The 20,405-nt window shown below is 65.9% G+C and carries 21 protein-coding genes and 1 riboswitch; of the genes, 10 read left to right on the top strand and 11 right to left on the bottom strand.

Translation table 11 applies throughout. The features are described from left to right. Window positions 1-7: 7 nt before the first annotated feature. The 3 genes from SCH01S_RS13185 to darT are packed head-to-tail and all read right to left on the bottom strand — an operon-like array spanning window position 8 to window position 2,139. Window positions 8-385 (bottom strand): VOC family protein, encoded by a 378-nt coding sequence (locus SCH01S_RS13185; RefSeq protein WP_046349268.1) that lies wholly within the window; start codon window positions 383-385, stop codon window positions 8-10. 60 nt (window positions 386-445) lie between these two features. Then, window positions 446-1,486 (bottom strand): type II toxin-antitoxin system antitoxin DNA ADP-ribosyl glycohydrolase DarG, encoded by a 1,041-nt coding sequence (gene darG / locus SCH01S_RS13180; protein ID WP_046349267.1) that lies wholly within the window; start codon window positions 1,484-1,486, stop codon window positions 446-448. An 8-nt stretch (window positions 1,487-1,494) separates the two neighbouring features. Next, on the bottom strand, window positions 1,495-2,139 hold the full coding sequence (gene darT / locus SCH01S_RS13175; protein ID WP_046349266.1) for a type II toxin-antitoxin system toxin DNA ADP-ribosyl transferase DarT: 645 nt from the start codon (window positions 2,137-2,139) through the stop codon (window positions 1,495-1,497). Window positions 2,140-2,290: 151 nt separating this feature from the next. On the opposite strand from darT, the gene SCH01S_RS13170 reads away from it, so the two are divergent. Further along, window positions 2,291-3,352 (top strand): PEPxxWA-CTERM sorting domain-containing protein, encoded by a 1,062-nt coding sequence (locus tag SCH01S_RS13170; protein WP_169746397.1) that lies wholly within the window; start codon window positions 2,291-2,293, stop codon window positions 3,350-3,352. Between the two features lie 30 nt (window positions 3,353-3,382). On the opposite strand, the gene SCH01S_RS13165 is transcribed toward SCH01S_RS13170, so the two are convergent. Together SCH01S_RS13165 and thiC are read right to left on the bottom strand one after the other, a co-directional pair. Continuing rightward, entirely contained in the window at window positions 3,383-3,637 is a 255-nt protein-coding gene (locus tag SCH01S_RS13165; protein ID WP_157032933.1) for a hypothetical protein, read from the bottom strand. 66 nt (window positions 3,638-3,703) lie between these two features. Next, the gene (thiC, locus tag SCH01S_RS13160) at window positions 3,704-5,548 is read right to left on the bottom strand and encodes a phosphomethylpyrimidine synthase ThiC (protein WP_046349263.1); all 1,845 of its coding nucleotides are present in this window, start codon (window positions 5,546-5,548) and stop codon (window positions 3,704-3,706) included. Between the two features lie 28 nt (window positions 5,549-5,576). Beyond that, window positions 5,577-5,686: riboswitch (TPP riboswitch) on the bottom strand. A gap of 32 nt (window positions 5,687-5,718) precedes the next feature. Between thiC and SCH01S_RS13155 the strand changes: the two genes are divergently transcribed. Next, a complete protein-coding gene (locus tag SCH01S_RS13155; RefSeq protein WP_157032931.1) occupies window positions 5,719-6,363 on the top strand; it encodes a 2'-5' RNA ligase family protein in 645 nt (214 codons plus the stop codon). Here SCH01S_RS13155 and SCH01S_RS13150 read toward each other — a convergent pair. The 4 genes from SCH01S_RS13150 to SCH01S_RS13135 all read right to left on the bottom strand — a co-directional run bounded on the left by SCH01S_RS13150 (window position 6,356) and on the right by SCH01S_RS13135 (window position 9,391). Further along, window positions 6,356-6,898, bottom strand: coding sequence for an SOS response-associated peptidase family protein (locus SCH01S_RS13150; RefSeq protein WP_369385562.1), 543 nt, complete (start codon window positions 6,896-6,898; stop codon window positions 6,356-6,358). The two genes, SCH01S_RS13155 and SCH01S_RS13150, sit on opposite strands and share 8 nt — an antisense overlap. A 75-nt stretch (window positions 6,899-6,973) precedes the next feature. Then, complete coding sequence (locus SCH01S_RS13145) at window positions 6,974-7,783, bottom strand: hypothetical protein (RefSeq protein WP_052733937.1); 810 nt, start codon at window positions 7,781-7,783, stop codon at window positions 6,974-6,976. 22 nt (window positions 7,784-7,805) lie between these two features. Beyond that, a complete protein-coding gene (locus tag SCH01S_RS13140) occupies window positions 7,806-8,639 on the bottom strand; it encodes a MipA/OmpV family protein (protein ID WP_046349260.1) in 834 nt (277 codons plus the stop codon). Window positions 8,640-8,689: 50 nt separating this feature from the next. Beyond that, window positions 8,690-9,391 carry a sterol desaturase family protein gene (locus tag SCH01S_RS13135; protein WP_046349370.1) on the bottom strand — a complete coding sequence of 234 codons (702 nt, stop codon included), beginning with the start codon at window positions 9,389-9,391 and terminating at the stop codon, window positions 8,690-8,692. A 368-nt stretch (window positions 9,392-9,759) separates the two neighbouring features. Between SCH01S_RS13135 and SCH01S_RS16560 the strand changes: the two genes are divergently transcribed. Beyond that, window positions 9,760-10,212: a hypothetical protein gene (locus tag SCH01S_RS16560; protein WP_157032929.1), complete on the top strand. Its 453-nt coding sequence runs from the start codon at window positions 9,760-9,762 to the stop codon at window positions 10,210-10,212. Window positions 10,213-10,510: 298 nt separating this feature from the next. On the opposite strand, the gene SCH01S_RS13130 is transcribed toward SCH01S_RS16560, so the two are convergent. Continuing rightward, window positions 10,511-12,238, bottom strand: coding sequence for an FAD-binding oxidoreductase (locus tag SCH01S_RS13130; protein ID WP_046349259.1), 1,728 nt, complete (start codon window positions 12,236-12,238; stop codon window positions 10,511-10,513). 329 nt (window positions 12,239-12,567) lie between these two features. Here SCH01S_RS13130 and crtY point away from each other — a divergent pair, with 329 nt between their 5' ends. From crtY to SCH01S_RS13110, 4 genes are all read left to right on the top strand, one after another. After that, complete coding sequence (gene crtY, locus SCH01S_RS13125; protein ID WP_046349258.1) at window positions 12,568-13,683, top strand: lycopene beta-cyclase CrtY; 1,116 nt, start codon at window positions 12,568-12,570, stop codon at window positions 13,681-13,683. Then, on the top strand, window positions 13,680-15,185 hold the full coding sequence (locus SCH01S_RS13120) for a phytoene desaturase (RefSeq protein ID WP_046349257.1): 1,506 nt from the start codon (window positions 13,680-13,682) through the stop codon (window positions 15,183-15,185). The genes crtY and SCH01S_RS13120 overlap by 4 nt, the downstream gene beginning before the upstream one ends. Window positions 15,186-15,260: 75 nt before the next feature. After that, on the top strand, window positions 15,261-15,842 hold the full coding sequence (locus tag SCH01S_RS13115; RefSeq protein WP_046349256.1) for an LOG family protein: 582 nt from the start codon (window positions 15,261-15,263) through the stop codon (window positions 15,840-15,842). Continuing rightward, window positions 15,832-16,767 (top strand): phytoene/squalene synthase family protein, encoded by a 936-nt coding sequence (locus tag SCH01S_RS13110; protein WP_046349255.1) that lies wholly within the window; start codon window positions 15,832-15,834, stop codon window positions 16,765-16,767. The genes SCH01S_RS13115 and SCH01S_RS13110 overlap by 11 nt, the downstream gene beginning before the upstream one ends. On the opposite strand, the gene SCH01S_RS13105 is transcribed toward SCH01S_RS13110, so the two are convergent. Further along, window positions 16,742-17,245 carry a sterol desaturase family protein gene (locus SCH01S_RS13105; RefSeq protein WP_046349254.1) on the bottom strand — a complete coding sequence of 168 codons (504 nt, stop codon included), beginning with the start codon at window positions 17,243-17,245 and terminating at the stop codon, window positions 16,742-16,744. The two genes, SCH01S_RS13110 and SCH01S_RS13105, sit on opposite strands and share 26 nt — an antisense overlap. Window positions 17,246-17,342: 97 nt before the next feature. Between SCH01S_RS13105 and sucC the strand changes: the two genes are divergently transcribed. The 3 genes from sucC to SCH01S_RS13090 all read left to right on the top strand — a co-directional run bounded on the left by sucC (window position 17,343) and on the right by SCH01S_RS13090 (window position 20,324). Further along, window positions 17,343-18,542, top strand: coding sequence for an ADP-forming succinate--CoA ligase subunit beta (gene sucC, locus SCH01S_RS13100; RefSeq protein ID WP_046349253.1), 1,200 nt, complete (start codon window positions 17,343-17,345; stop codon window positions 18,540-18,542). 100 nt (window positions 18,543-18,642) lie between these two features. Beyond that, entirely contained in the window at window positions 18,643-19,392 is a 750-nt protein-coding gene (locus tag SCH01S_RS13095) for an electron transfer flavoprotein subunit beta/FixA family protein (RefSeq protein WP_046349252.1), read from the top strand. Next, window positions 19,389-20,324, top strand: a complete 936-nt coding sequence (locus SCH01S_RS13090) for an electron transfer flavoprotein subunit alpha/FixB family protein (protein WP_046349251.1) — start codon at window positions 19,389-19,391, stop codon at window positions 20,322-20,324. The genes SCH01S_RS13095 and SCH01S_RS13090 overlap by 4 nt, the downstream gene beginning before the upstream one ends. Window positions 20,325-20,405: the final 81 nt, after the last annotated feature.

The raw sequence follows: 20,405 nt of genomic DNA, 5'->3' as shown, positions 1-20,405 counted from the left end.
CGGCTGATCATGCCGGCCCGATCAGGTCCCACCGATTGCCGTAAAGGTCCTCGAAGACAGCGACCATGCCATAGGGCTGCTCAGCGGGTTCGCGGACGAAGCGGACGCCGTTGGCCGTGAAGGCGCGATAGTCGCGCCAGAAATCGTCGGTGCGCAGGAACAGGAACACGCGTCCGGCCGCCTGGTCGCCGATAAACCGCGCCTGCTCCGGTGTCGCCGCGCGGGCGAGGAGGATCGAGGCGCCGTTCTCGCCCGCGCCCGGCGGCGCGACGACCACCCAGCGCTTGTCCTGCTCGGGCTGGTAGCTGTCCTCGACCAGCGTGAAGCCGAGCACGCCCGTGAACCAGGCAATCGCCTCGTCATAGTCGCGCACGATTAAGGCGATGTGGGCGAGGAATTGGACTCAGGTAACGATCGGGATTGGAGCGGCGCTATCCTCCCCGCCTTAATGGCCCGTTTGAAGCCAGCCGTTCTCTTTGAGCGCGTTGAACGCGATTGTGATTTGGCGAGGTGTGAACGCCTTCTTACGGTCGTTCCACTTGTACACTCTCGCGGCTGCCTCCTCCGCCGTACGGGCGCCCTCACGCGTCGCTACCCAGTGCACCGTCGCCAGCAACTCAAGCCCATAAGGCGTCTCGTAGCCGTCCACCAACTTCGCCACTCGGTTGAAGTGGTTCTGAGTGGCTGGCTCATTAGCCAATTGTGCCTCCGCATCCTCAACTACACCCGGGATGATTGTGAGCTCCTTGGTTGGTTGGTCTCCACCGTCTTGATAACCAGCAACGAAGTGGCCTTCTACCCGGTGAAGCACATGAGACAGATTAGTTGCATACGGCCCATAGTGATGCTTAATGTAATTCAGTCGAAGTGGCTGCCCAGCTTCCTGCATAAAGTACATAAGCTTCTGGACTTCAATCAAGGTGACAAAAGGGTCCATAAGACCTTGCAGATAACGGTGCATCAAGGTCACCAAAGCCGCACGTCCGGGCGTCATTTGAGGCACCGATGACGCCCTTATCGTATCGGGGGCGCCCTTTGGCTCGAATATAATAATCCGAACGCCGGGGAGATTTTGAAGGGCCGTCTTGATGCGGGGAAGTACATCACTCCATTCTAAGCCGCCAAGCCCCGCTCCAAGTGGGGGAATGGCTACGGACTTGATGCCGCGATCCTTGATTTCGCGCGCGAGAGCGGCCAAACCAGCTTCGATATCCTCAATGCGGCTCTTACCCTTCCAGTGGCGCTTGGTCGGAAAATTGATAATAAACCGCGGTGTGAATTTCCCTGTTTCGAAAACGAACATCCTACCAGGCTGAACCTGCTCCAAATCGCAGGCTGCCTTGTAGGCCTTGAAGTTGGCAGGATAAGCATTTTTGAATTGCAGGGCGATACCGCGCCCCATGACGCCGACGCAATTGACGGTATTCACAATCGCTTCCGCGTCCTGCTTCAGGATATCTCCTGTCTTGATCTCGATTTCTGCCATAAACGTTCTCAGTAATACCATTGCGGTCTTATATAGGTGTTCGGGCGATGGGCCGCACCAGCCAAGGCTTGACCGACTTGCTGACCTACACCCTGATTGATTACGGCAATCTCTTCGACCAACCCCCAAGGGAACTGCATCTCGAGCAGAAATTCGGCCTGCTTTTCTTCCTTAGTTGGGCTACCTGCCCAGTGGTTCGTCTGAACTGATGCCCACTTGATCTGATCAAGCTGGTCCAAGCTGGATCTGTCTTCAAAATAATATGACCCCGCATTGGACAGAGTGAACGCCCAGCGTCGTTGATTGGCTTGCGCCCAATCAACTGCGGCTTTCAGGTCGGCGACGAGGTGCACAATCGGTCCCTGCCCCCCCTGATAGGCAAGCTCCGGATTTCGTCGGTGGATCAGATATAGCATGACAGAACGTGGACAGAAGTAAAATGGGACGCACTGCCCAACGAAAACGGCAGGATGGCTGGACAGTCTCAACTCGTTCAGCCGGCGCGTCTTGATGTTGTTCATACCGATCACGGTCCCGGCAGGACCGCGCTGAACCATCACCGCATCCGACCATAGACAGCCATCTGCTATGATGGAGGACAGCTTGTCCACGTGGACAATGTGATAAATTTTCGGGTTCTCAGGCACCGCCATATCGGCATTGATAGCCGATCCGGCTGACAGGTAAATGAGGGCAGTCGTCCGGACCGAACACTCGCGGCCCCAGTTGCCGCCGCCCCGCTTTCGTGATTTGATCCCCCGTCACAGGGGACTCGCTATGCTCATGCGCTTGATATTGCCGGTTGTGGCCGTGCTGGGGATGGGTGCGGCCGCCCAGGCCGCCGACGTGGCGACGGGGACGGCGTCGCTGGCCTCCAACGTGAAGGGGTTCGGCACGCCGGGCCAGCAGGAGCAGGCGAGCTTTTTCGCCTATCCGGGCTTTGCCGGCGGGGTGCGCGTGGCGTTGGGCGACGTGACCGGCGACGGCGTGGCGGACTATGTGACCGGTGCGGGCGTGGGCGGCGGGCCGCATGTGAAGGTGTTTGACGGCGTCAGCCTCGCCGAAGCGCGCAGCTTTTTCGCCTATGATCCCGGCTTTACCGGCGGCGTGTTCGTCGCGGCGGGCGACGTGAACCATGACGGCATCGCCGACATCGTCACCAGCAGCGGCGCAGGCGCGGCCAGCGGGCAGGTCAAGGTGTTCGACGGCGCCGGCGGCGCCGAAATCCGGAATTTCACGCCCTATCCCGGCTTTGGCGGCGGCGCGCGCGTGGCGGCAGGCGACCTGGACGGCGACGGCTTTGCCGACATCGTCACCGGCGCCGGGCCGGGCGGCGGTCCGCACGTCAAGGTGTTCAGCGGGCAGACCGGCGCGGAGCTGCGCAGCTTCTTCGCTTTCGCCCCGCAATTCGCCGGCGGCGTCTCGGTCGCGGCGGGGAGCTGGGGCGGCGAGCAGGCGATCTTCGTCGGCGCAGGCCCGGGCGGCGGGCCGCAGGTGAAGGTATTCCGCATGGCGGACCTGAGCGAGCTCGCCAGCTTCTTCGCGTTCGCGCCGGGCTTTACCGGCGGCGTCAATGTCGCCTGGGGCGATTTCGACGGCAGCGCGGCGCTGTATGTTGCCGAGGCCACGAACGGCGACACGGTGCGCGTGTTCGACGCGCGTGCCGGCGCGGGGCTGGGCACGCAGATCGGCGCGTTTCAGCCTTACGGACCGGGCTTTCCGGGCGGCATCGAGGTCGCGGCCGCACCGCTGAAGGCGCCCGCCGTGCCGGAGCCGGCGAGCTGGGCGCTGATGATCGCCGGGTTCGGGCTGGCCGGCGCGGCATTCAGGACGCGCCGGCCGGGCCTTCACTCCGCCGCACTGTAGAGCGCTGCGGTCAGCAGGCCGACCGCTCGATCAGCCTTCGGTGCGGACGCCTTCCTTCGGCCAATCCTTGTCGACGTCGACGCCCTGCCTGGCCCAGTGGTCTCGTGTCCAGCACTGGACGTGCTCGATCAGGGTGCCGGTCGTGGCCGCCATCCACATGCAGTAGCGGGTTTCGACGGTGCCGGCCGGGGCCGTTGCCGGCCGGGGCCGGTCCTCGCTGGCGGCCCAAACCGGAGTCGCGGCGGCGATCACGCTCAAGGCCAGAGCGAGCTTCCTGTGCGCCACGTCGTTTCTCCTCGGTAGCAACGCCGGCACGTTCTCTTACCACCAATGCGGACGGCGCGCGACCGACTACTCCGCCGCCGGAAGGTAGATCTCGCCGCCTTTCTCGCGGAAGGTTTCGCTCATCTCGGCCATGCCGGCTTCCGCCTCCTCGACCGCCAGGAAGGTTTCCGCGCCTGCATTCTGCTTCGCCGCGAAGTCCCGGACTTCCTGCGTGATCTTCATCGAGCAGAATTTCGGGCCGCACATCGAGCAGAAATGCGCGGTCTTGGCGCCTTCCGCGGGGAGGGTCTGGTCGTGATATTGCTCGGCGGTGTCGGGATCGAGCGACAGGTTGAACTGGTCGCGCCAGCGGAACTCGAAGCGGGCGCGTGACAGCGCGTCGTCGCGGAGCTTGGCGGCGGGGTGGCCTTTCGCCAGGTCGGCGGCGTGGGCGGCGAGCTTGTAGGTGACGACGCCGACCTTCACGTCGTCGCGGTCGGGCAGGCCCAGATGCTCCTTCGGGGTCACGTAGCAGAGCATCGCGGTGCCGTACCAGCCGATCATCGCGGCGCCGATGCCGCTGGTGATGTGGTCGTAGCCCGGCGCGATGTCGGTGGTGAGCGGCCCCAATGTGTAGAAGGGCGCCTCGCCGCACGCCGCGAGTTGCTTGTCCATATTCTCCTTGATCTTGTGCATCGGCACATGGCCGGGGCCCTCGATCATCACCTGCACGTCCTGCGCCCACGCGCGCTTGGTGAGCTCGCCGAGCGTATAGAGCTCGGCGAACTGCGCTTCGTCGTTGGCGTCGGCGATGCTGCCGGGGCGGAGGCCGTCGCCCAAGGAATAGGCGATGTCATAGGCCTTCATGATCTCGGTGATCTCGTCGAAGCGCTCGTAGAGGAAGCTCTCCTTGTGGTGCGCGAGGCACCATTTTGCCATGATCGAGCCGCCGCGGCTGACGATGCCCGTCACGCGCTTCGCCGTCAGCGGCACGTAGGGCAGGCGGACGCCGGCGTGGATGGTGAAATAGTCGACGCCCTGCTCTGCCTGCTCGATGAGGGTGTCGCGGAAGATTTCCCACGTCAGGTCCTCGGCGATGCCGCCGACTTTCTCCAGTGCCTGGTAAATCGGCACGGTGCCGATCGGGACGGGGGAGTTGCGCAGGATCCACTCGCGCGTGTCGTGGATGTTGCGCCCCGTCGAGAGGTCCATCACCGTGTCGGCGCCCCAGCGGATCGACCAGACCATCTTGTCGACCTCGGCGGCGACGTCGCTGGCGACGGCGGAATTGCCGATATTGGCGTTGATCTTGACCAGGAAGTTGCGGCCGATCGCCATCGGCTCGGATTCTGGGTGGTTGATGTTCGACGGGATGATCGCGCGGCCGCGGGCAACCTCGTCGCGGACGAATTCGGGGGTGACGAAATCGGGGATGCTCGCGCCCCAATCCTGGCCGTCGCGCTCGCGGACCAGCTTCTCGCGGCCGAGATTCTCGCGCTCCGCGACATATTCCATCTCGGGCGTGATGATGCCGCGGCGAGCGTAGTGCATCTGGCTGACGTTCATGCCCGGCTTTGCCCGCAGCACCGTACGGCGGATGTTCGGGAAAGGCTGGACGCCGCCCGAACGGTCGGGGCCGAGCTGGCCATTGTCCTCGGGCCGCACCTCGCGCTGCGTCACGTCCACGACATCGCCGCGGGCGCGGATCCAGTCGCGGCGGAGTTCCGGCAGGCCCGCCATGATGTCGATGCGGGCGTTCGGGTCGGAATAGGGACCTGAGGTGTCGTACACCCGCAGGCTCGGCTCGCCGGACGAGGGCTCGAGATCGATCTCCCGCATCGCGACCTGCAGCGGGCCGACATGGACTTTTCGCGAGCCGCGGATCGGGCCGGTGGTGACCTTCAGTTCGGTGCGGGCGGGCATGTCGGCCATTCGTCTCTCTCCACAAAACGGACGGAGAGTGTCTGGCGACCTCCCTCCCTCCGCCGGTCTCAACCGGATCAGGTTCGGCGGGTCGAAGGCTGCTGCCTCCCTCTCAACCGCGCGTCAGCGGTCCCCCGGGGATGACGCAACCTTAGTCGCAAATCCGCGGGACTGAAAGGGTGCCCGCGACGGATTCGACTCCAACGAGCGATGAGAACATAATAAGAACATTCCACGAGTCGGAGGCTGCCATGCGCCATGCCAATTTCTATCGCTACTTCCTTGGCGTCAGGCCGAATCCCCTGCTCCGCCAGACGCTTGTCCGGATCGCCGCGCACGCCGGGCAGAAAATGGACCCGGACCTTTTCCACCTGACGCTGTGCGTGATCGCGGAGGCCGAGGAACGAGACCCGTTCCTGCTGCCGCGGGTCAGGGCTGCCCTGGCGGATCAGGAGCTCTGCGCCTTCCGCGTGGCGCTTGGACGCGTTCGCGGCGGCCGGAAGGGCGCTCTGGTCCGGACGCGTGGCCGGCAGGATGAAATCCAGTTTTTTTACCGCCTGCTGCTGCGCCTGCTGGCGACGCGCGGTATCGAGCCCAAGCACCGCAAATCGGGGCTGCATCCGCACATCACCCTCGGGCATGATGCCTGCACATTCGAGCCCTTCAAGATGGCCTTCGATTGGTTTCCCGACGAGCTGCTGCTGATCGAAAGCGAAGTCGGCAGGACCAGACACAATGTCATCGGTCGCTGGCCGCTGTTGCCGCCGCGGCAGGGCCTGCTGCCGCTCGACGAGCCCGCGCCGGCGTGGCGGCTGGCTAGTTGATCTGCTCCACCGCCAGGCTCCCCGCGGCCAGCGGCTTCAGCAGGTCGCGTGCCGGCTCGGCCGGGTCGAGCCAGCGGGACCAGTGACGGGGCGGCAGGATCACGATCGAGCGGTTGTGGTAGGGGGCGACATCGGGCGCGGGCTCGCAGGTCAGCATCGTGAACGCTTCGCCCACCGCCGGGTCCGCCCGCCACAAACCCGCGATGCCGAACATATCCGTGCCGTTCAGCGTGAACAGCCATTTGTGCTTGCGCTTCGACGCCGGATCGCTGTGCGCGGTGAACTCGTAAAAGCCATCGGCGAGGATCAGGCAGCGGCCGCTGGCGAAGGCGCGGCCGTCCGAGCGGAAATTATAGACCGGCTTTCCGCCCGGCCCCGGCCAGCTCCAGCGGCGCTGGACCAGCTCCGCGCCGTCGATTGAGGCGCGCACGATCGGCGCGCGGTCAGTGATGCGGATATCGTCGCGCGGCCCCAGGTTCGGGCGGCCTTCCGGATAGGCGACGGCAAGGCCGGCCCGCTCCAGGGCCTTCTCCACACCGACAAGCTCCGTGCGGAGGCGGTAATCACTGCACATTCCGGTCTTATAAGCCGGCCCCGGCGGCCAATGCCATCAGCTCGTCGACGGCGAGAAGGTCGCCGCGCCGTCGAGGAAGAAGATTTTGGTCGTGCCGGCAAAGCCCGAATCGGCGCCGATCACCAGCCAGAGCTGTCCGTTGGCATCGCTGGTGACCAGCGGCGCCGTGGCGCCCGTGGTGAGCGTCTTTTCCGCATAAAGCGGCTGCGCGCAGGTGCCGGAGGCGGCCGTCTGCGCGAAATTGCCGAGCACCGCCGCATTCGCGCCGCCGGTCGCCTGGTTGCCCTTATCGAAATTGACGGTGACGCGGTTGGCTTGGGTGACATTGGCTGGCGCCATCGGCGTCGCGCCCGCCTTGATCGTCACATTCTCGCCGGGACCGCCGGGGCAGCCGGGCGGGGCGTTAGTCGCGAAATGGAGCGAGACGGTTACCGAATAGGGAGTGTTCGGGGTCAGGCCGGTCACGAGCTTCCAGATGTAGAGGAAGACATCGTTCGACGGATTGGCGCCCGACACCGCGAAGCCGGAGAGATTGCCGAGCGGGCTCGGCAGCCGTTCCGGCATCGCGCTGAACATGACGGCGCTTTCCTGACCCGGCACATAGTCCGAGAAGCCGGCCTGGAAGCCGTTGCTGTCGTTTGCGAAGGAGAATTCCGCGACCACCGAACGCTGGGTCGGGAGCGGAGTCGGCGTGGGCGCCGGCGTGGGCGACGGTGCCGGTTTCGGAGTCGGCGTGGGACCGGGCGGGACGGTCTCGATCGGGCTCGGCATCATCGTCGACCCGTCGCCGCCGCATGCGCCGAGCAGCGCGACCGCGGCCATGCCGAGCAGAAGACGGATACGCATGGTTCCTCTCCGGCCCCCCGGTTCAGAACGTGTACGCCAGCCCCAGGCCACCATAAAACTGATCGCGGTCGCCGACAATCGCGACGATCGGGGAGCGGGCATAGCGATTGCCGACCCGGTAATAGCCGCCGCCGCCGACCATCGACAGGCCGTGGGTCAGGTCGCCCGTCAGCGACAGGTTGACGAGCGCGGTCGCGCCCCAGCCGAGCATGCCGGAACGGCGGGCGCTGAAGGCCGGCAGTCCGCTCGCGACCGAGCCCGCCGGCGTGACGGTGAAATAGTAATCGCCATAATCCCTGCCGACAAAATCGGCATAACCGCTGACCAGCACATAGGCTTTGCGGCTAAGCGGCGTGCCGTAGCTGATCGCCGGCGTGATCTTATAGCTGTCATGCGCCCCGGCGACGTCATGGGTATAGGTGATGTTCGCCGACAGCGTGTCGTAGGGGCTGGTAATGATGCCGGTCTTGGCGATGCCGACATATCCGCCGAGCTCGATCGCGGTATCGAGCTCGCCCAGCGCCCGGACCTGCGGATCCCGGATCGCGCGGGTGCGGTTCAGATTGACCGCGGCGACCGGGCCGAACTGCAGGTCGATCGCGTGGGGATCGCTGTTGCGGATCAGGTCGACGCTCGCCTGTGTGCCGCGAAACTGGAAGTGGAAGCCGGAGACGCTGCCCCGCACGCCGATCGCGGGCACGACCAGATAATCGTCCGAGCCGACATAAGAGGGGACATAGGCCGCACCGGCGGCCACGGTCACCGTCTCCTTCAGTAGCGGATCCTCGACTGCGGTCTGCGCGGCGGCGGGGGCGGCGGCGGCAAGCGACGCGATGGCGACAAGAGCTGACTTCACGAGCGCTTCCCTCTCTCTCCGATACGGGGGCGCAACGTCCCGGCTGCGGATCAGTTGCGTCGGGCCGGCCGGTCGAAGCTGCCGAGCCCCCGATCCGTCCCGCACAGCCGGTCCCAGACGCGGAAATACAGGCCGTAGTTGCAGCGATAATGCTGGTGGTGACGCTGATGGTGGCTGGCGGTGATCAGCCAGCGTCCGATCGGCCCATGCACGACGGCCCGCGGAAACATTTCCCAGCCCATGTGATTGGTGACGCCCATCACCGTCATGATCGCCAGCACGACGCCCAGCATCGCGACATGGATCGGGATCAGGAAGACGAGCGCGGGGATCACCACCGCGCCGGTCAGCGCCTCCAGCGGCGAAAAGCTCATCGCGGCCCAGGCCGTCGGCGGCCGGCTGGCATGGTGGACGGCATGGGCAAGACGGAACGGGCGCGGCCGGTGCATCCAGCGATGGGTCCAGTAGAACCAGCTGTCATGCGCCGCGAGATAGAGCAGCATCGACACCGGCATCCACCAGAGCGGCCACGCACCGGGATCGGCATAGATCCGCGTCCAGCCGCGCGCCTGCCAGCCCCAGGCAATGATGCCGGCGGGAACGCCGTAGATCGCGGCGGAAGCCAGCGACCAGCCAATCTCCCGCCCGATCTGCGGCTTCAGGCCCGCATAAAGGCCCGGCCGCACCGCCCGCGTCGCGACTGCAAAGGCGCCGCTCACCGCCAGATAACGGACGCCGACGATCACCGTCATCGCAAGCGCGGAGAGAAGGATCGCGGCCACAACAGACGCTTTAACGCAAAGCGCACGACGCCGGGAGAGCGCGCAACGGGCTGGTGCGAAACCGACCCACTGTGGATGTTGCCCCTCTCCAATCGGGAGAGGGCGACTCGCGCACAGCGCGAGCGGGGTGAGGGTGATGGAGCGAAGCGCAAGCGAGCCTGAATGCGCCGTCGCCCCCACCCTCCCACTCGCTTCGCGAGCGGGCTCCTCCCTCTCCCAACGGGAGAGGGCTGAACGTCTGCTTCTCACCCCTTTGCGAACGTGAAGAGCGGGCTGGCTTAGGGCGGCAGCAAACGACCCATTGCAGACATTCGAAACCAGGCATACGCCTTCGTTTGATGTTGGATTTTCTGTGGCACCTTCGAGGTTCTGTGACCCTGTCCTCGGCCGCGGGACATGACGTAACATTGGATCGATTAGAGGTTCTGCTCGAAAAGCAGGGTAAGCCGTTAGCTGAACGAACTTCGAGTAGGATTAGCTTCGATGACCCGCTCTGGCGCAATCCTCTTGGGGCGAACTGGCGTCCGCTGGTGATCTACGATCACGGCCGTTTCTGGGTTGAGCAGGGACCGGGCGAACGACGGCTGCGCTATGACCTTAGAAGTTTGCACGGCATGGTCTTCTGCCTCTTTGCCGCAGGCATGTTCTTTTGCATCGGCCTAACAGGCGGAGGCGTGTTGAGGGCGGCAAAATTCGCTTTGTTCGCATTCGGTTGGCTCTATGGCATGAACATGGTTCTGGCGCTGATCCGCGTTCCTCTGCTCATCCGAAGGACGGTTCGCGCAACATAGCCTCGCTGATGCGCCGTCCTCTCACGTTCCGAGCCCATGTCCGCCTCCCACCCATTGCGGACGTCAGCAGTAAAAGGCAGGTCCGAACAGATGGGATCCCTGTTCGACCTTCTGGCCGATCTGTTCGGGTTCGCTGTCATTGATGCCATTCAAGAGAATGGGGTTGGACGGGATGCCTGGTCACATTGCTCGCGGTCCTCTGCCTGATCGGCTTCGCGGCGATCTTCGTTATCGCAATCTAACCTGGTCCGTCCGGCGGTTCCCACCTTTGGCGGACGAGCGCCGCAGCACGGGCGGGCTATAGCGTGGCGCCTACACAATTATGGCCGGTGAAGAGGTTGCCGGGATCGTATTTGCGTTTCGCGGCGAGCAAGCGGGGGTAGTTATCGCCCCAATAGGCGCGTTGCCAGTCGCGGCGGAAATAGTCGGATTCGGACATATAGCAGCCCGCATCCGGCACGAGCTTGCGGAACGGCGCCATTGCGCGGGTGACGGCGGCGGCCTCCTTGCGGCCGGTGACGATATCGGGTTCGTGTCCCGGGATGCCGGGCCAGGCGGGCGGGCCGTCGGCGGCGATGATCAGCAACGCGAAGGCATCCGCGACCTGAGGGTTCATCGCCGTCTCGCGTGCGGCCGCGATTGCGTCGGACGTGCCGCCGGCAAGCCCCTTGTTCGTGTGCAGACTGAGGCTCCATTCGGCCGCGGCGGCAACGATGGCATCAACCAGAGATGGCCGGCGCGCGGGATCGAGCAGATCCTTGGGCAGCCAGGCGGACTGATAGGCGTGGAGCACCTGCCCCGCCTCGCCGCGGTTGGTGGCCCAGAAGACATGGTCGGGTGAAGCGCCGGGGCGGTCGTCGGGCAGCACCACGCCCGGCAGTGCGCGCAGGAATTTCGGATCCCAGAAGCGCCGCGCATCCGCGGCCAGCACCAGCGGCTCGGCGGCGAGCCTGTAGTCCTGAGGACGGTCCTTGATCCACGACAGCAGCGGCTCCCAGGTCGCCCGGATGCCCTGCTCGTCTAGGCTGTGGCAGAGCATCGACACGTCCATCCGCCGGCCGGGGCTGAAGCGCAATTGCTCGCCCCATTCGGGCCGGAACAGGGCTTCGGCGTAGAATGCCATCGTCCGCGCGACGAGAGCGCGCCAGGCGGCGGCGCTTTGGGCCTGCACCGAGAACAGGATCGCGCCGATCGTCGGGGGCAGCGCGTGGGTGCGCTGGGTCACCCGCGTCACCACGCCGAAGGTGCCGCCGCCCCCGCCGCGGAGCGCATGGAACAGGTCCGGATCGCGCCACGCATTGGCAATGCGAAGCCGGCCGTCGGCCGTGACGAGTTCCGCCTCCAGCAGATTGCCGGCGCCGGTGCCGAACGTCTTCGACAGGCTGCCGAAGCCGCCGCCCTGCACGAACCCGGCCACGCCGACCGTCAGGCAGCCGCCACCCTGGACGTACCGCCCACCCTCGACCGAGACGGCGCGATAGACGTCGCCCCAGATCGCGCCGGCGCCGATCGAGACCGCCGGCTGCGGAGGCGTGCCGGCGGGGGCGCCTTCGGGCACGAAGCCGTCGTGCAACGCGACCGCGTTCATGCGGCGGGTCCAGATCAGCAGCGAGCCGGCGGCGTTCGAATTGCCGAAATAGCTGTGGCCGCCGCCTTTCACGACCAGACGGACGCCATGTTCGCGCGCGAAGTCCACGGCGGCGGCGACATCGGCTGCGGATTCGGCCGCGACCGCATAGTCGCTGGGCTGCGAAGTCCAGGCGTCGGTCCAGCCGAGGGTCTGCGTCAGGCCGGGTTCGTCGCCGAGATAATAGGGGTTCTTCAGCTTTGCGAAGAGTGCATCGGCGCCCTGCCCGCCGGAGCGCGCGCATTCGGCAAGCGGCGAGTGGACCACCATCAGCCGATCGCCGAGCCGGCGCCGCAGCGACTCCCAGGCCGCAGTGTCGGGCCGGGCGAATGCCGCCCTAGGCAGCGCCGCCAGCACCGGTGCGGCCGCCATCAGCTTAACGATGCGCCTGCGATCCATCGCCGTCCCCCGGATTGACCCGGCACCTTGTCGCAAGGCAAGCCCCGTCGGGCAATCGGCTTTCGCGCCGCATTCGGCACTGCGATGGAGGGGTATCGATGGGCCGGTTCGTTCCGGCGGCTGCGGTCGCGCTGGCAGTGGCGGCGGCGTTCGGCGCGGACACGGCGCTCGCAGCGCCTGCCGGCAACGGTGCGTGTCGCTGTCGCGCGCGGAGGCGGCGGCGCTCTTGCGCCGCAAGGTGGGATCGCGGATCGTGCTGAGCGGACAGTTTGCCGGCAAGGATGGGGCCAAGAGCTTGATACTCCGCGAGCTGATCCGGAATTAACCGCGTGACCGGAACCCATCCCTCGGAGATTTCCATCCTGGGCGGCGGACTGGCGGGCGGGCTGATCGCCTTCGCACTGAGCCAGCGGCGGCCCGACGTGCGCGTGACGCTGATCGAGCGCGGCGAGACGCTCGGCGGCAATCACATCTGGTCGTTCTTCGACAGCGACATTGCCGAGACGGACCGGTGGATCGTCGAACCGTTCGTGACCCGCCGCTGGGACGGGTACGAGGTGCGGTTTCCCGGGCAGCGGCGGGTGCTGGCCACCGGCTACAATTCGATCGAATCGGAGCGGTTCGACCGGGTGCTCCGGGAACGGCTGCCGGAGGGCTCGGTACGGTTGGGTGCAGCGGAGGATCCGGAGGGGGCGGCGATCGACGCGCGCGGCGCCGGAGACCTCGGCACGCTCGGCCTCGGCTGGCAGAAATTCATGGGGCGCGTGCTCCGCGTTGAGGGCGGCCATGGCCTTGCGCGGCCGGTGGTGATGGACGCGACCGTTCCGCAGATCGACGGCTACCGCTTCATCTATCTGCTGCCCTTCGATGCAGAGCGCGTGTTTGTCGAGGACACCTATTACAGCGACACGCCGGACCTGGACGTGGTGGCGATCGGGACGCGGATCGACGACTATGCGACGGCGCAAGGTTGGCGGGTCATCGGACACGAGCGCGAGGAAACGGGCGTGCTGCCGGTGGTGATCGGCGGCGATTTGGATGCCTATTGGCGCTCGACAGGCGAAGGGATCGCAAAGGCAGGCATGCGCGCGGGACTGTTCCATCCGACGACGGGATATTCGCTGCCGGACGCGGTGCGGCTGGCGTCTGCAGTCGCGAAGGCGCCGGATCTCTCGCGCGAAGGGCTGGCCCGGCTGACGCGGGATCATGCCGCACGCGCGTGGCAGGCGCGCGGTTTCTACCGGCTGCTCGATGCCATGCTGTTCCGCGCGGCCAAGTCCGGCGAACGCTACCGCGTGCTGGAGCGCTTCTACAGGCTGCCGGAGCCGCTGATCGGGCGCTTCTATGCGGGGCAATCGTCATTCGCCGACAAGGCACGCATCCTGACCGGGCGACCGCCTGTTCCGCTCGGCCGGGCGGTGGCAGCCATTATGGGCCGGCGATGAAGCGCGCTGTGGTGATCGGCGCCGGTTTCGGTGGATTGGCGCTGGCGATCCGGCTGCAATCGGCCGGCGTGCAGACGACCGTCGTCGAGGCGCGCGACCGGCCCGGCGGGCGCGCCTATGTCTGGGAGTGCGAGGGGTTCACCTTCGATGCCGGGCCAACCGTCGTCACCGATCCCGACTGCCTGAAGGAGCTGTGGGCGCTGACCGGCCGGGAGATGGCCGAGGATGTCGAGCTGGTGCCGGTCGCGCCCTTTTACCGGCTGACATGGCCGGACGGGACGGTGTTCGACTATTCGAACGATGATGCGCAACTGACCGCCGAGATCACGAAGCTGAACCCGGCCGATGTCGCGGGATACCGGCGGTTCCTGGATTATTCCGCCGGCGTCTACCGCGAAGGATATGTGAAGCTGGGCGCGGTGCCGTTCCTCGACTTCGGCTCGATGTTGAAGGCGGCACCCGCTCTCGCACACTATCAGGCGTGGCGATCGGTCTATTCGGTCGTGTCGTCCTTCGTGCAAAACGAGAAGCTGCGCGAGGCGCTGAGCTTTCACACCTTGCTGGTCGGCGGCAATCCGATGACGACCAGCGCGATCTATGCGCTGATCCATAAGCTCGAACGCGATGGCGGGGTGTGGTTCGCGTTGGGTGGGACCAACCGGCTGATCGCGGCCATGGAGCGGCAGTTCGAGCGAATCGGCGGCACGCTGCGGCTGGGCGATCCGGTGACGCAGATCGAGACGGCAGACGGACGCGTCACGGGCGTACGCACCGCGAGCGGCTGGCGGATGGACGCGGATGCCGTCGCCTCCAACGCCGATATCGTCCATTCCTACCGCGACCTGTTGGCCGGTTCGGCGCGCGGCCAGCGCGAAGGTCGACGCCTGGAGAAGAAGCGCTTCTCGCCGTCGCTGTTCCTGGTGCATTTCGGCGTGCGCGGGACATTCCCCGAGCTGCCGCACCACATGATCCTGTTCGGGCCGCGTTATCGCGGGCTGCTCGATGAAATCTATCGCGGCGACGCGCTGCCGGACGACTTTTCGCTCTATCTCCATCATCCGAGCGCGACCGATCCCGGCATGGCGCCGGCGGGTCATTCAACCTTCTACGCGCTGGCGCCGGTCGGGCACCTCGGCCGGCTGAAGATCGATTGGGATGTCGAAGGCCCGCGCCTTGCCGACCGCATCCTGGACGAGGTCGCGCGGCGGATCGGCGTGCCCGACCTGAAGGACCGGATCGTCACCCGCTTCCACTACGCCCCGCCCGATTTCGCGCGCGACCTGAACGCCCACCTCGGCTCCGCCTTCAGCCTCGAGCCGGTGCTGACCCAAAGCGCCTGGTTCCGCACGCACAACCGGGACGACGTGATCCCGAACCTGTATTTCGTGGGCGCGGGCACGCATCCCGGCGCGGGCATTCCGGGGGTGGTCGGCAGCGCGAAGGCGACGGCGGGATTGATGCTGGAGGCTCTATGTTCCCCTCCCGCTTGCGGGAGGGGCTAGGGGTGGGCAATGGCGGCTTATGAGCATCGCCCAACCTTCCCACCCCCGGCCCCTCCCGCAAGCGGGAGGGGAGAAGTGAAAAGACTGGCAGTTTATTGCGGCTCGGCCACCCCCGCGGATCCTTCTTACGTCGAACTCGCCCGCACTGTCGGGCGCTCGCTCGCCGAGCGCGGCATCGGCGTCGTCTATGGCGGCGGCAAGCTCGGGTTGATGGGGGCGATTGCCGACTCCGCACTGGCGGTCGGCGGCGAAGTGATCGGGGTGATCCCGGAGGCGCTGGTCAACGCCGAAGTCGCGCATCGCGGGCTGACGCAGCTTCACACCGTCCAGACGATGCACCAGAGGAAAGCGCTGTTCACCGATCTGTCCGACGGCTTCCTGACCCTGCCGGGCGGCGTCGGCACGATGGACGAGCTGTGGGAAGCGGTCAGCTGGGCGCAGCTCGGCTATCACGAAAAGCCGGTGGGGCTGCTGAACGCCGGCGGCTTCTACGACCATTTGATCGCGTTCAACGCGCACATGGCACAGGTCGGCTTCGTGCGGCCGCAGCATCGCGGAATCATCCTCGTGGATGCGGAGCTGGACGGGCTCCTCACGAAGATGACGGCGTACCAGCCGCACCAGACCATCTTCCGCATGACGCAGGATGAGCTGTAGCCGCCCAACACGCGACGCCCTCGTCGCGACCGCGCGCGAGTCGATCGCGCGGGGGTCGAAGAGTTTCGGACTCGCCAGCAAGCTGTTCGCGCCGGAAACGCGGGAACGGGCGTGGCTGCTCTATGCCTGGTGCCGGGCGTGCGACGACCTGGCGGACGGGCAGGATCATGGCGGGACGCTGAGCGCGGTCGGCGACCCGGCAGCGCGGATCGCGGCGATTCGAGGCCTGACCGCTCGCGCGCTGGATGGGCAGTGGGTGGGGGAAGCTTCGTTCGACGGCCTGCGCGTGCTGACCGAAGAGGCGTACATCCCGCGCGCGCTGCTCGACGACCATATCGCTGGTTTCGCGCTGGACGCCGAAGGCTGGCGACCACGCACCGAGGCCGACCTGATCCGCTATTGCTACCATGTCGCGGGGACGGTGGGGCGAATGATGGCGCTGCTGATGGGCGTGGCGCCGGACGATGCCGATACGCTGGAGCGAGCCGAGCATCTTGGGCTGGCGTTCCAGTTCGCGAACATCGCCCGGGACGTGCGCGAGGATGCCGAGGGCGGCCGGTGTTATTTGCCGAGTGAGTGGCTGGAGGAACACGACATCCGTTCGTTTCGAGCGAAGTCGAGAAACGATAGCGCGCCGGACGGGCGCTTCTCGACATCGCTCGAAGCGAACGGAGAAAGAGAAAAGATTGCCGCCCTCACCCGCCGGCTCGCCAACCTGGCAGCGGATTACGAAGCGAGCGCCCGTATCGGCGCGCGCCGGCTGCCGTTCCGGTCTCGCTGGGCCGTGCTTGCGGCGGCCGGCATCTATGGCGAGATCGGGCGCGAAGTGGCGCGCCGCGGCGCCGAAGCGCTCGATTCGCGCGTAACGATCAGCAAGCGCGCGAAGCTCGGCTGGGTGATCAAGGCATTCCGGCAGGCGCTCTGACGCCAGCGCGATTGCGGCGCGCGAGTTCGGCTTTCAGTGCCTCGGGCCGCGGCGCGAACAGGAAGCCGAAGCTGACCGTCCCGCGTTTGGTCTCGACGGCATGGTGCAGCTGGTGCGCCTGCACGATTCGCTTCATGTAATCGGAGCGCGGCACGAAGCGGTGGTCGAGGCGCTTGTGCACGATCACGTCGTGGAAGCCGAAATAGATCCCGCCATAAGCGGCGATGCCCGCGCCGACCCATGTCGCCCACACGCCCCAGCCGAGCTGCACGCCGCCCAGGATCAGCAGGATCGAAGGAATCGCGAAGATGACGGCGTAGAGGTCGTTCAGCTCCCATCGGCCGGCACGCGGGCGGTGATGGCTCTTGTGCAGGAACCAGCCGGGCCCGTGCATCACCCAGCGATGCGCGGCATAGGCGACGCCCTCCATCATGGCGACGGTGAGCAGGAACAGTACGGGGCCGAGCCAGACAGGCATGCCTGCAATATAGGCCCGCGCGCGCCGGTCTCAAACGCGCCTTGGCAAGGCGGCCCTCGCATGCTTTAGGCCATCCCCGAACGGAGAAGCGCATCCCATGAACATTCACGAATATCAGGCCAAGGAATTGCTCGCGAAGTTCGGCGTGCCGGTGCCTGCCGGTTACGCCGCGATGAGCGTCGAGGAAGCGGTGGAGGCGGCGAAGCAACTGCCCGGGCCGCTCTATGTCGTGAAGGCGCAGATCCACGCCGGCGGCCGCGGCAAGGGCAAGTTCAAGGAACTCGGCCCCGATGCCAAGGGCGGCGTGCGGCTGGCGAAGACGCTCGATGAGGTGCGCGCGGCGGCCGCCGACATGCTCGGCAACACGCTGGTCACCGTGCAGACCGGCGAGGCCGGCAAGCAGGTGCAGCGGCTTTACGTCACGGACGGCGTCGATATCGCCAAGGAATTCTACCTGGCCGTGCTCGTCGATCGCGGCACCGGCCGGATCGCAATGGTCGCTTCGACCGAAGGCGGCATGGACATCGAAACGGTCGCGCACGACACGCCCGAGAAAATCCACACGCTCGATATCGACCCGGCGACCGGCTTCATGCCGCATCACGGCCGCGCGGTGGCGGCGGCGCTCGGCCTGACCGGTGACCTCGCCAAGCAGGCGGCGAACGTCGCGTCAAAGCTCTACGCCGCGTTCCTGGGCACCGACGCCAGCCAGATCGAGATCAACCCGCTCGCGGTGACGGACGACGGCAAGCTGATGGTGCTGGACGCGAAGGTCGGCTTCGATTCGAACGCGATGTTCCGCCACAAGGACCTGGCCGAGCTGCGCGACGAGAGCGAGGAAGACCCGGCCGAGCTCGAAGCGTCGAAATACGATCTCGCCTACATTAAGCTCGACGGCAATATCGGCTGCATGGTCAACGGCGCCGGCCTCGCCATGGCGACGATGGACATCATCAAACTGAACGGCGCCTTCCCGGCCAACTTCCTCGACGTCGGCGGCGGCGCCAGCAAGGAGAAGGTGACGGCGGCGTTCAAGATCATCCTGTCCGATCCGGCGGTGAAGGGCATTCTGGTCAACATCTTCGGCGGCATCATGCGCTGCGACATCATCGCCGACGGCATCATCGCCGCGGCGAAGGAAGTGCATCTGTCCGTGCCGCTGGTCGTCCGGCTCGAAGGCACGAACGTCGAGGAAGGCAAGCGCATCCTCGCCGATTCTGGGCTGGCGATCGTGCCGGCCAACGACCTGGGCGATGCCGCACGCAAGATCGTCGCGGAGGTGAACAAGGCGGCGTGAGTTTCAACCCGTCACCCCGGCGAAGGCCGGGGTCCACCTGCCTTCGAAAAGAAGGTGGATCCCGGATCGAGTCCGGGATGACGAAGAGGAGAAGCGGGAAATGAAAATCCTCGTCCCCGTCAAACGGGTGATCGATTACAATGTGAAGCCCAGGGTGAAGCCCGACGGCACCGGCGTCGACCTGTCGAACGTCAAAATGAGCATGAACCCGTTCGACGAGATCGCGGTCGAGGAAGCCATTCGCCTGAAGGAAAAGGGCGCGGCGACGGAGATCGTCGCGGTCTCGATCGGGCCGGCCAAGGCGCAGGAGACGTTGCGCACGGCGCTCGCGATGGGCGCCGACCGCGCGATCCTGATCCAGACCGACGACGAGGTCGAGCCGCTGGCCGTCGCCAAGCTGCTGAAGGCAGTCGCGGACGAGGAGCAGCCGGGGCTCGTCATCCTTGGCAAGCAGGCGATCGACGACGATTCGAACCAGACCGGACAGATGCTGGCCGCGCTGATGGGCCGGCCGCAGGGCACGTTCGCGTCGAAGGTCGACGTGTCGGGCGACAGCGTCTCGGTTACGCGCGAAGTCGATGGCGGCCTCGAGACCGTCAGCCTCAAGACGCCGGCGATCATCACCACCGACCTGCGCCTCAACGAGCCACGCTATGCGAGCTTGCCCAACATCATGAAGGCGAAATCCAAGCCGCTCACACAGAAGACGCCCGCCGATTACGGCGTCGACACCACGCCGCGCCTCAAGACGCTGAAGGTCGCCGAGCCGCCGAAGCGCCAGGCGGGCAGCAAGATCGCCGACGTGGATGAACTGATCACCAAGCTCAAGAACCTGGGAGTGGTCGCATGAAGACGCTGGTTCTCGCCGATCACGACAACAAGGTGCTGAAGGACGCGACGCTCTCCGTCGTGACTGCCGCGGCAAAGCTGGGCGAAGTGCACGTGCTCGTCGCCGGCAATAATTGCGAGCTGGTCGCCGATCATGCCGCGAAAATCGCGGGCGTCGGCCTGGTGCTGCTCGCCGAAGATGCGGCCTATGAGCATGAGCTGGCGGAGAATGTCGCGCCGCTGATCGTCAACCTGATGAGCGACCGCGACGCGTTCCTCGCGCCGTCAACCTCCACCGGCAAGAATGTCGCGCCGCGCGTCGCTGCCTTGCTCGACGTGATGCAGATTTCCGACATCCTCTCGGTCGAAGGCCCGGACACGTTCACGCGGCCCATCTATGCCGGCAACGCGATCGCGACCGTTCAGTCGAGCGACGCGAAGAAGGTCATCACCGTCCGCGGCACCGCGTTCGAGAAGGCCGCGCGCGAGGGCGGCAACGCCCAGGTCGAGAAGATCGGCACGACCGGAGACGCCGGCCTGTCGAGCTTCGTCTCGGCCGAGCTCTCGAAGTCCGAGCGCCCGGAGCTGACCAGTGCGAAAGTGATCGTCTCGGGCGGCCGCGCGCTCCAGAACGGCGAGAATTTCCACGCGCTGATCGAGCCATTGGCCGACAAGCTCAAGGCTGCGGTGGGCGCGAGCCGCGCAGCGGTGGACGCGGGCTATGTGCCCAACGACTATCAGGTCGGCCAGACCGGCAAGATCGTCGCCCCCGAAGTCTATATCGCGATCGGCATTTCCGGCGCGATCCAGCACCTTGCCGGCATGAAGGATTCCAAAACCATCATCGCCATCAACAAGGACGAGGACGCCCCGATCTTCCAGGTCGCGGACATCGGCCTGGTCGGCGACCTGTTCAAGATCGTGCCGGAACTGACCGAGAAGCTGCCGGGGTGACTTCTTTCCTCTCCCTTGAGGGAGAGGAACAGCGGAGCTTAGTCGCGAAGCGGCTTAGCGCAGCTAGGAGAGGGTGGTTGG

The organism is Sphingomonas changbaiensis NBRC 104936 (assembly GCF_000974765.1).
In the GTDB taxonomy this organism is placed as follows: Bacteria; Pseudomonadota; Alphaproteobacteria; order Sphingomonadales; family Sphingomonadaceae; genus Sphingomonas_B; species Sphingomonas_B changbaiensis.
Note: the sequence above shows the minus strand (reverse complement) of the source record. Positions and strands in the feature narration are given on the sequence as shown.

Excerpts from the sequence above, each read along its gene's own strand:
- darG (WP_046349267.1), bottom strand. The coding sequence starts at position 1,486 with ATGGCAGAAATCGAGATCAAGACAGGAGATATCCTGAAGCAGGACGCG.
- darT (WP_046349266.1), bottom strand. The coding sequence starts at position 2,139 with ATGGCGGTGCCTGAGAACCCGAAAATTTATCACATTGTCCACGTGGAC.
- thiC (WP_046349263.1), bottom strand. The coding sequence starts at position 5,548 with ATGGCCGACATGCCCGCCCGCACCGAACTGAAGGTCACCACCGGCCCG.
- SCH01S_RS13145 (WP_052733937.1), bottom strand. The coding sequence starts at position 7,783 with ATGCGTATCCGTCTTCTGCTCGGCATGGCCGCGGTCGCGCTGCTCGGC.
- SCH01S_RS13135 (WP_046349370.1), bottom strand. The coding sequence starts at position 9,391 with ATGACGGTGATCGTCGGCGTCCGTTATCTGGCGGTGAGCGGCGCCTTT.
- SCH01S_RS16560 (WP_157032929.1), top strand. The coding sequence starts at position 9,760 with ATGTTGGATTTTCTGTGGCACCTTCGAGGTTCTGTGACCCTGTCCTCG.
- SCH01S_RS13130 (WP_046349259.1), bottom strand. The coding sequence starts at position 12,238 with ATGGATCGCAGGCGCATCGTTAAGCTGATGGCGGCCGCACCGGTGCTG.
- SCH01S_RS13120 (WP_046349257.1), top strand. The coding sequence starts at position 13,680 with ATGAAGCGCGCTGTGGTGATCGGCGCCGGTTTCGGTGGATTGGCGCTG.
- SCH01S_RS13110 (WP_046349255.1), top strand. The coding sequence starts at position 15,832 with ATGAGCTGTAGCCGCCCAACACGCGACGCCCTCGTCGCGACCGCGCGC.
- SCH01S_RS13105 (WP_046349254.1), bottom strand. The coding sequence starts at position 17,245 with ATGCCTGTCTGGCTCGGCCCCGTACTGTTCCTGCTCACCGTCGCCATG.
- sucC (WP_046349253.1), top strand. The coding sequence starts at position 17,343 with ATGAACATTCACGAATATCAGGCCAAGGAATTGCTCGCGAAGTTCGGC.
- SCH01S_RS13095 (WP_046349252.1), top strand. The coding sequence starts at position 18,643 with ATGAAAATCCTCGTCCCCGTCAAACGGGTGATCGATTACAATGTGAAG.
- SCH01S_RS13090 (WP_046349251.1), top strand. The coding sequence starts at position 19,389 with ATGAAGACGCTGGTTCTCGCCGATCACGACAACAAGGTGCTGAAGGAC.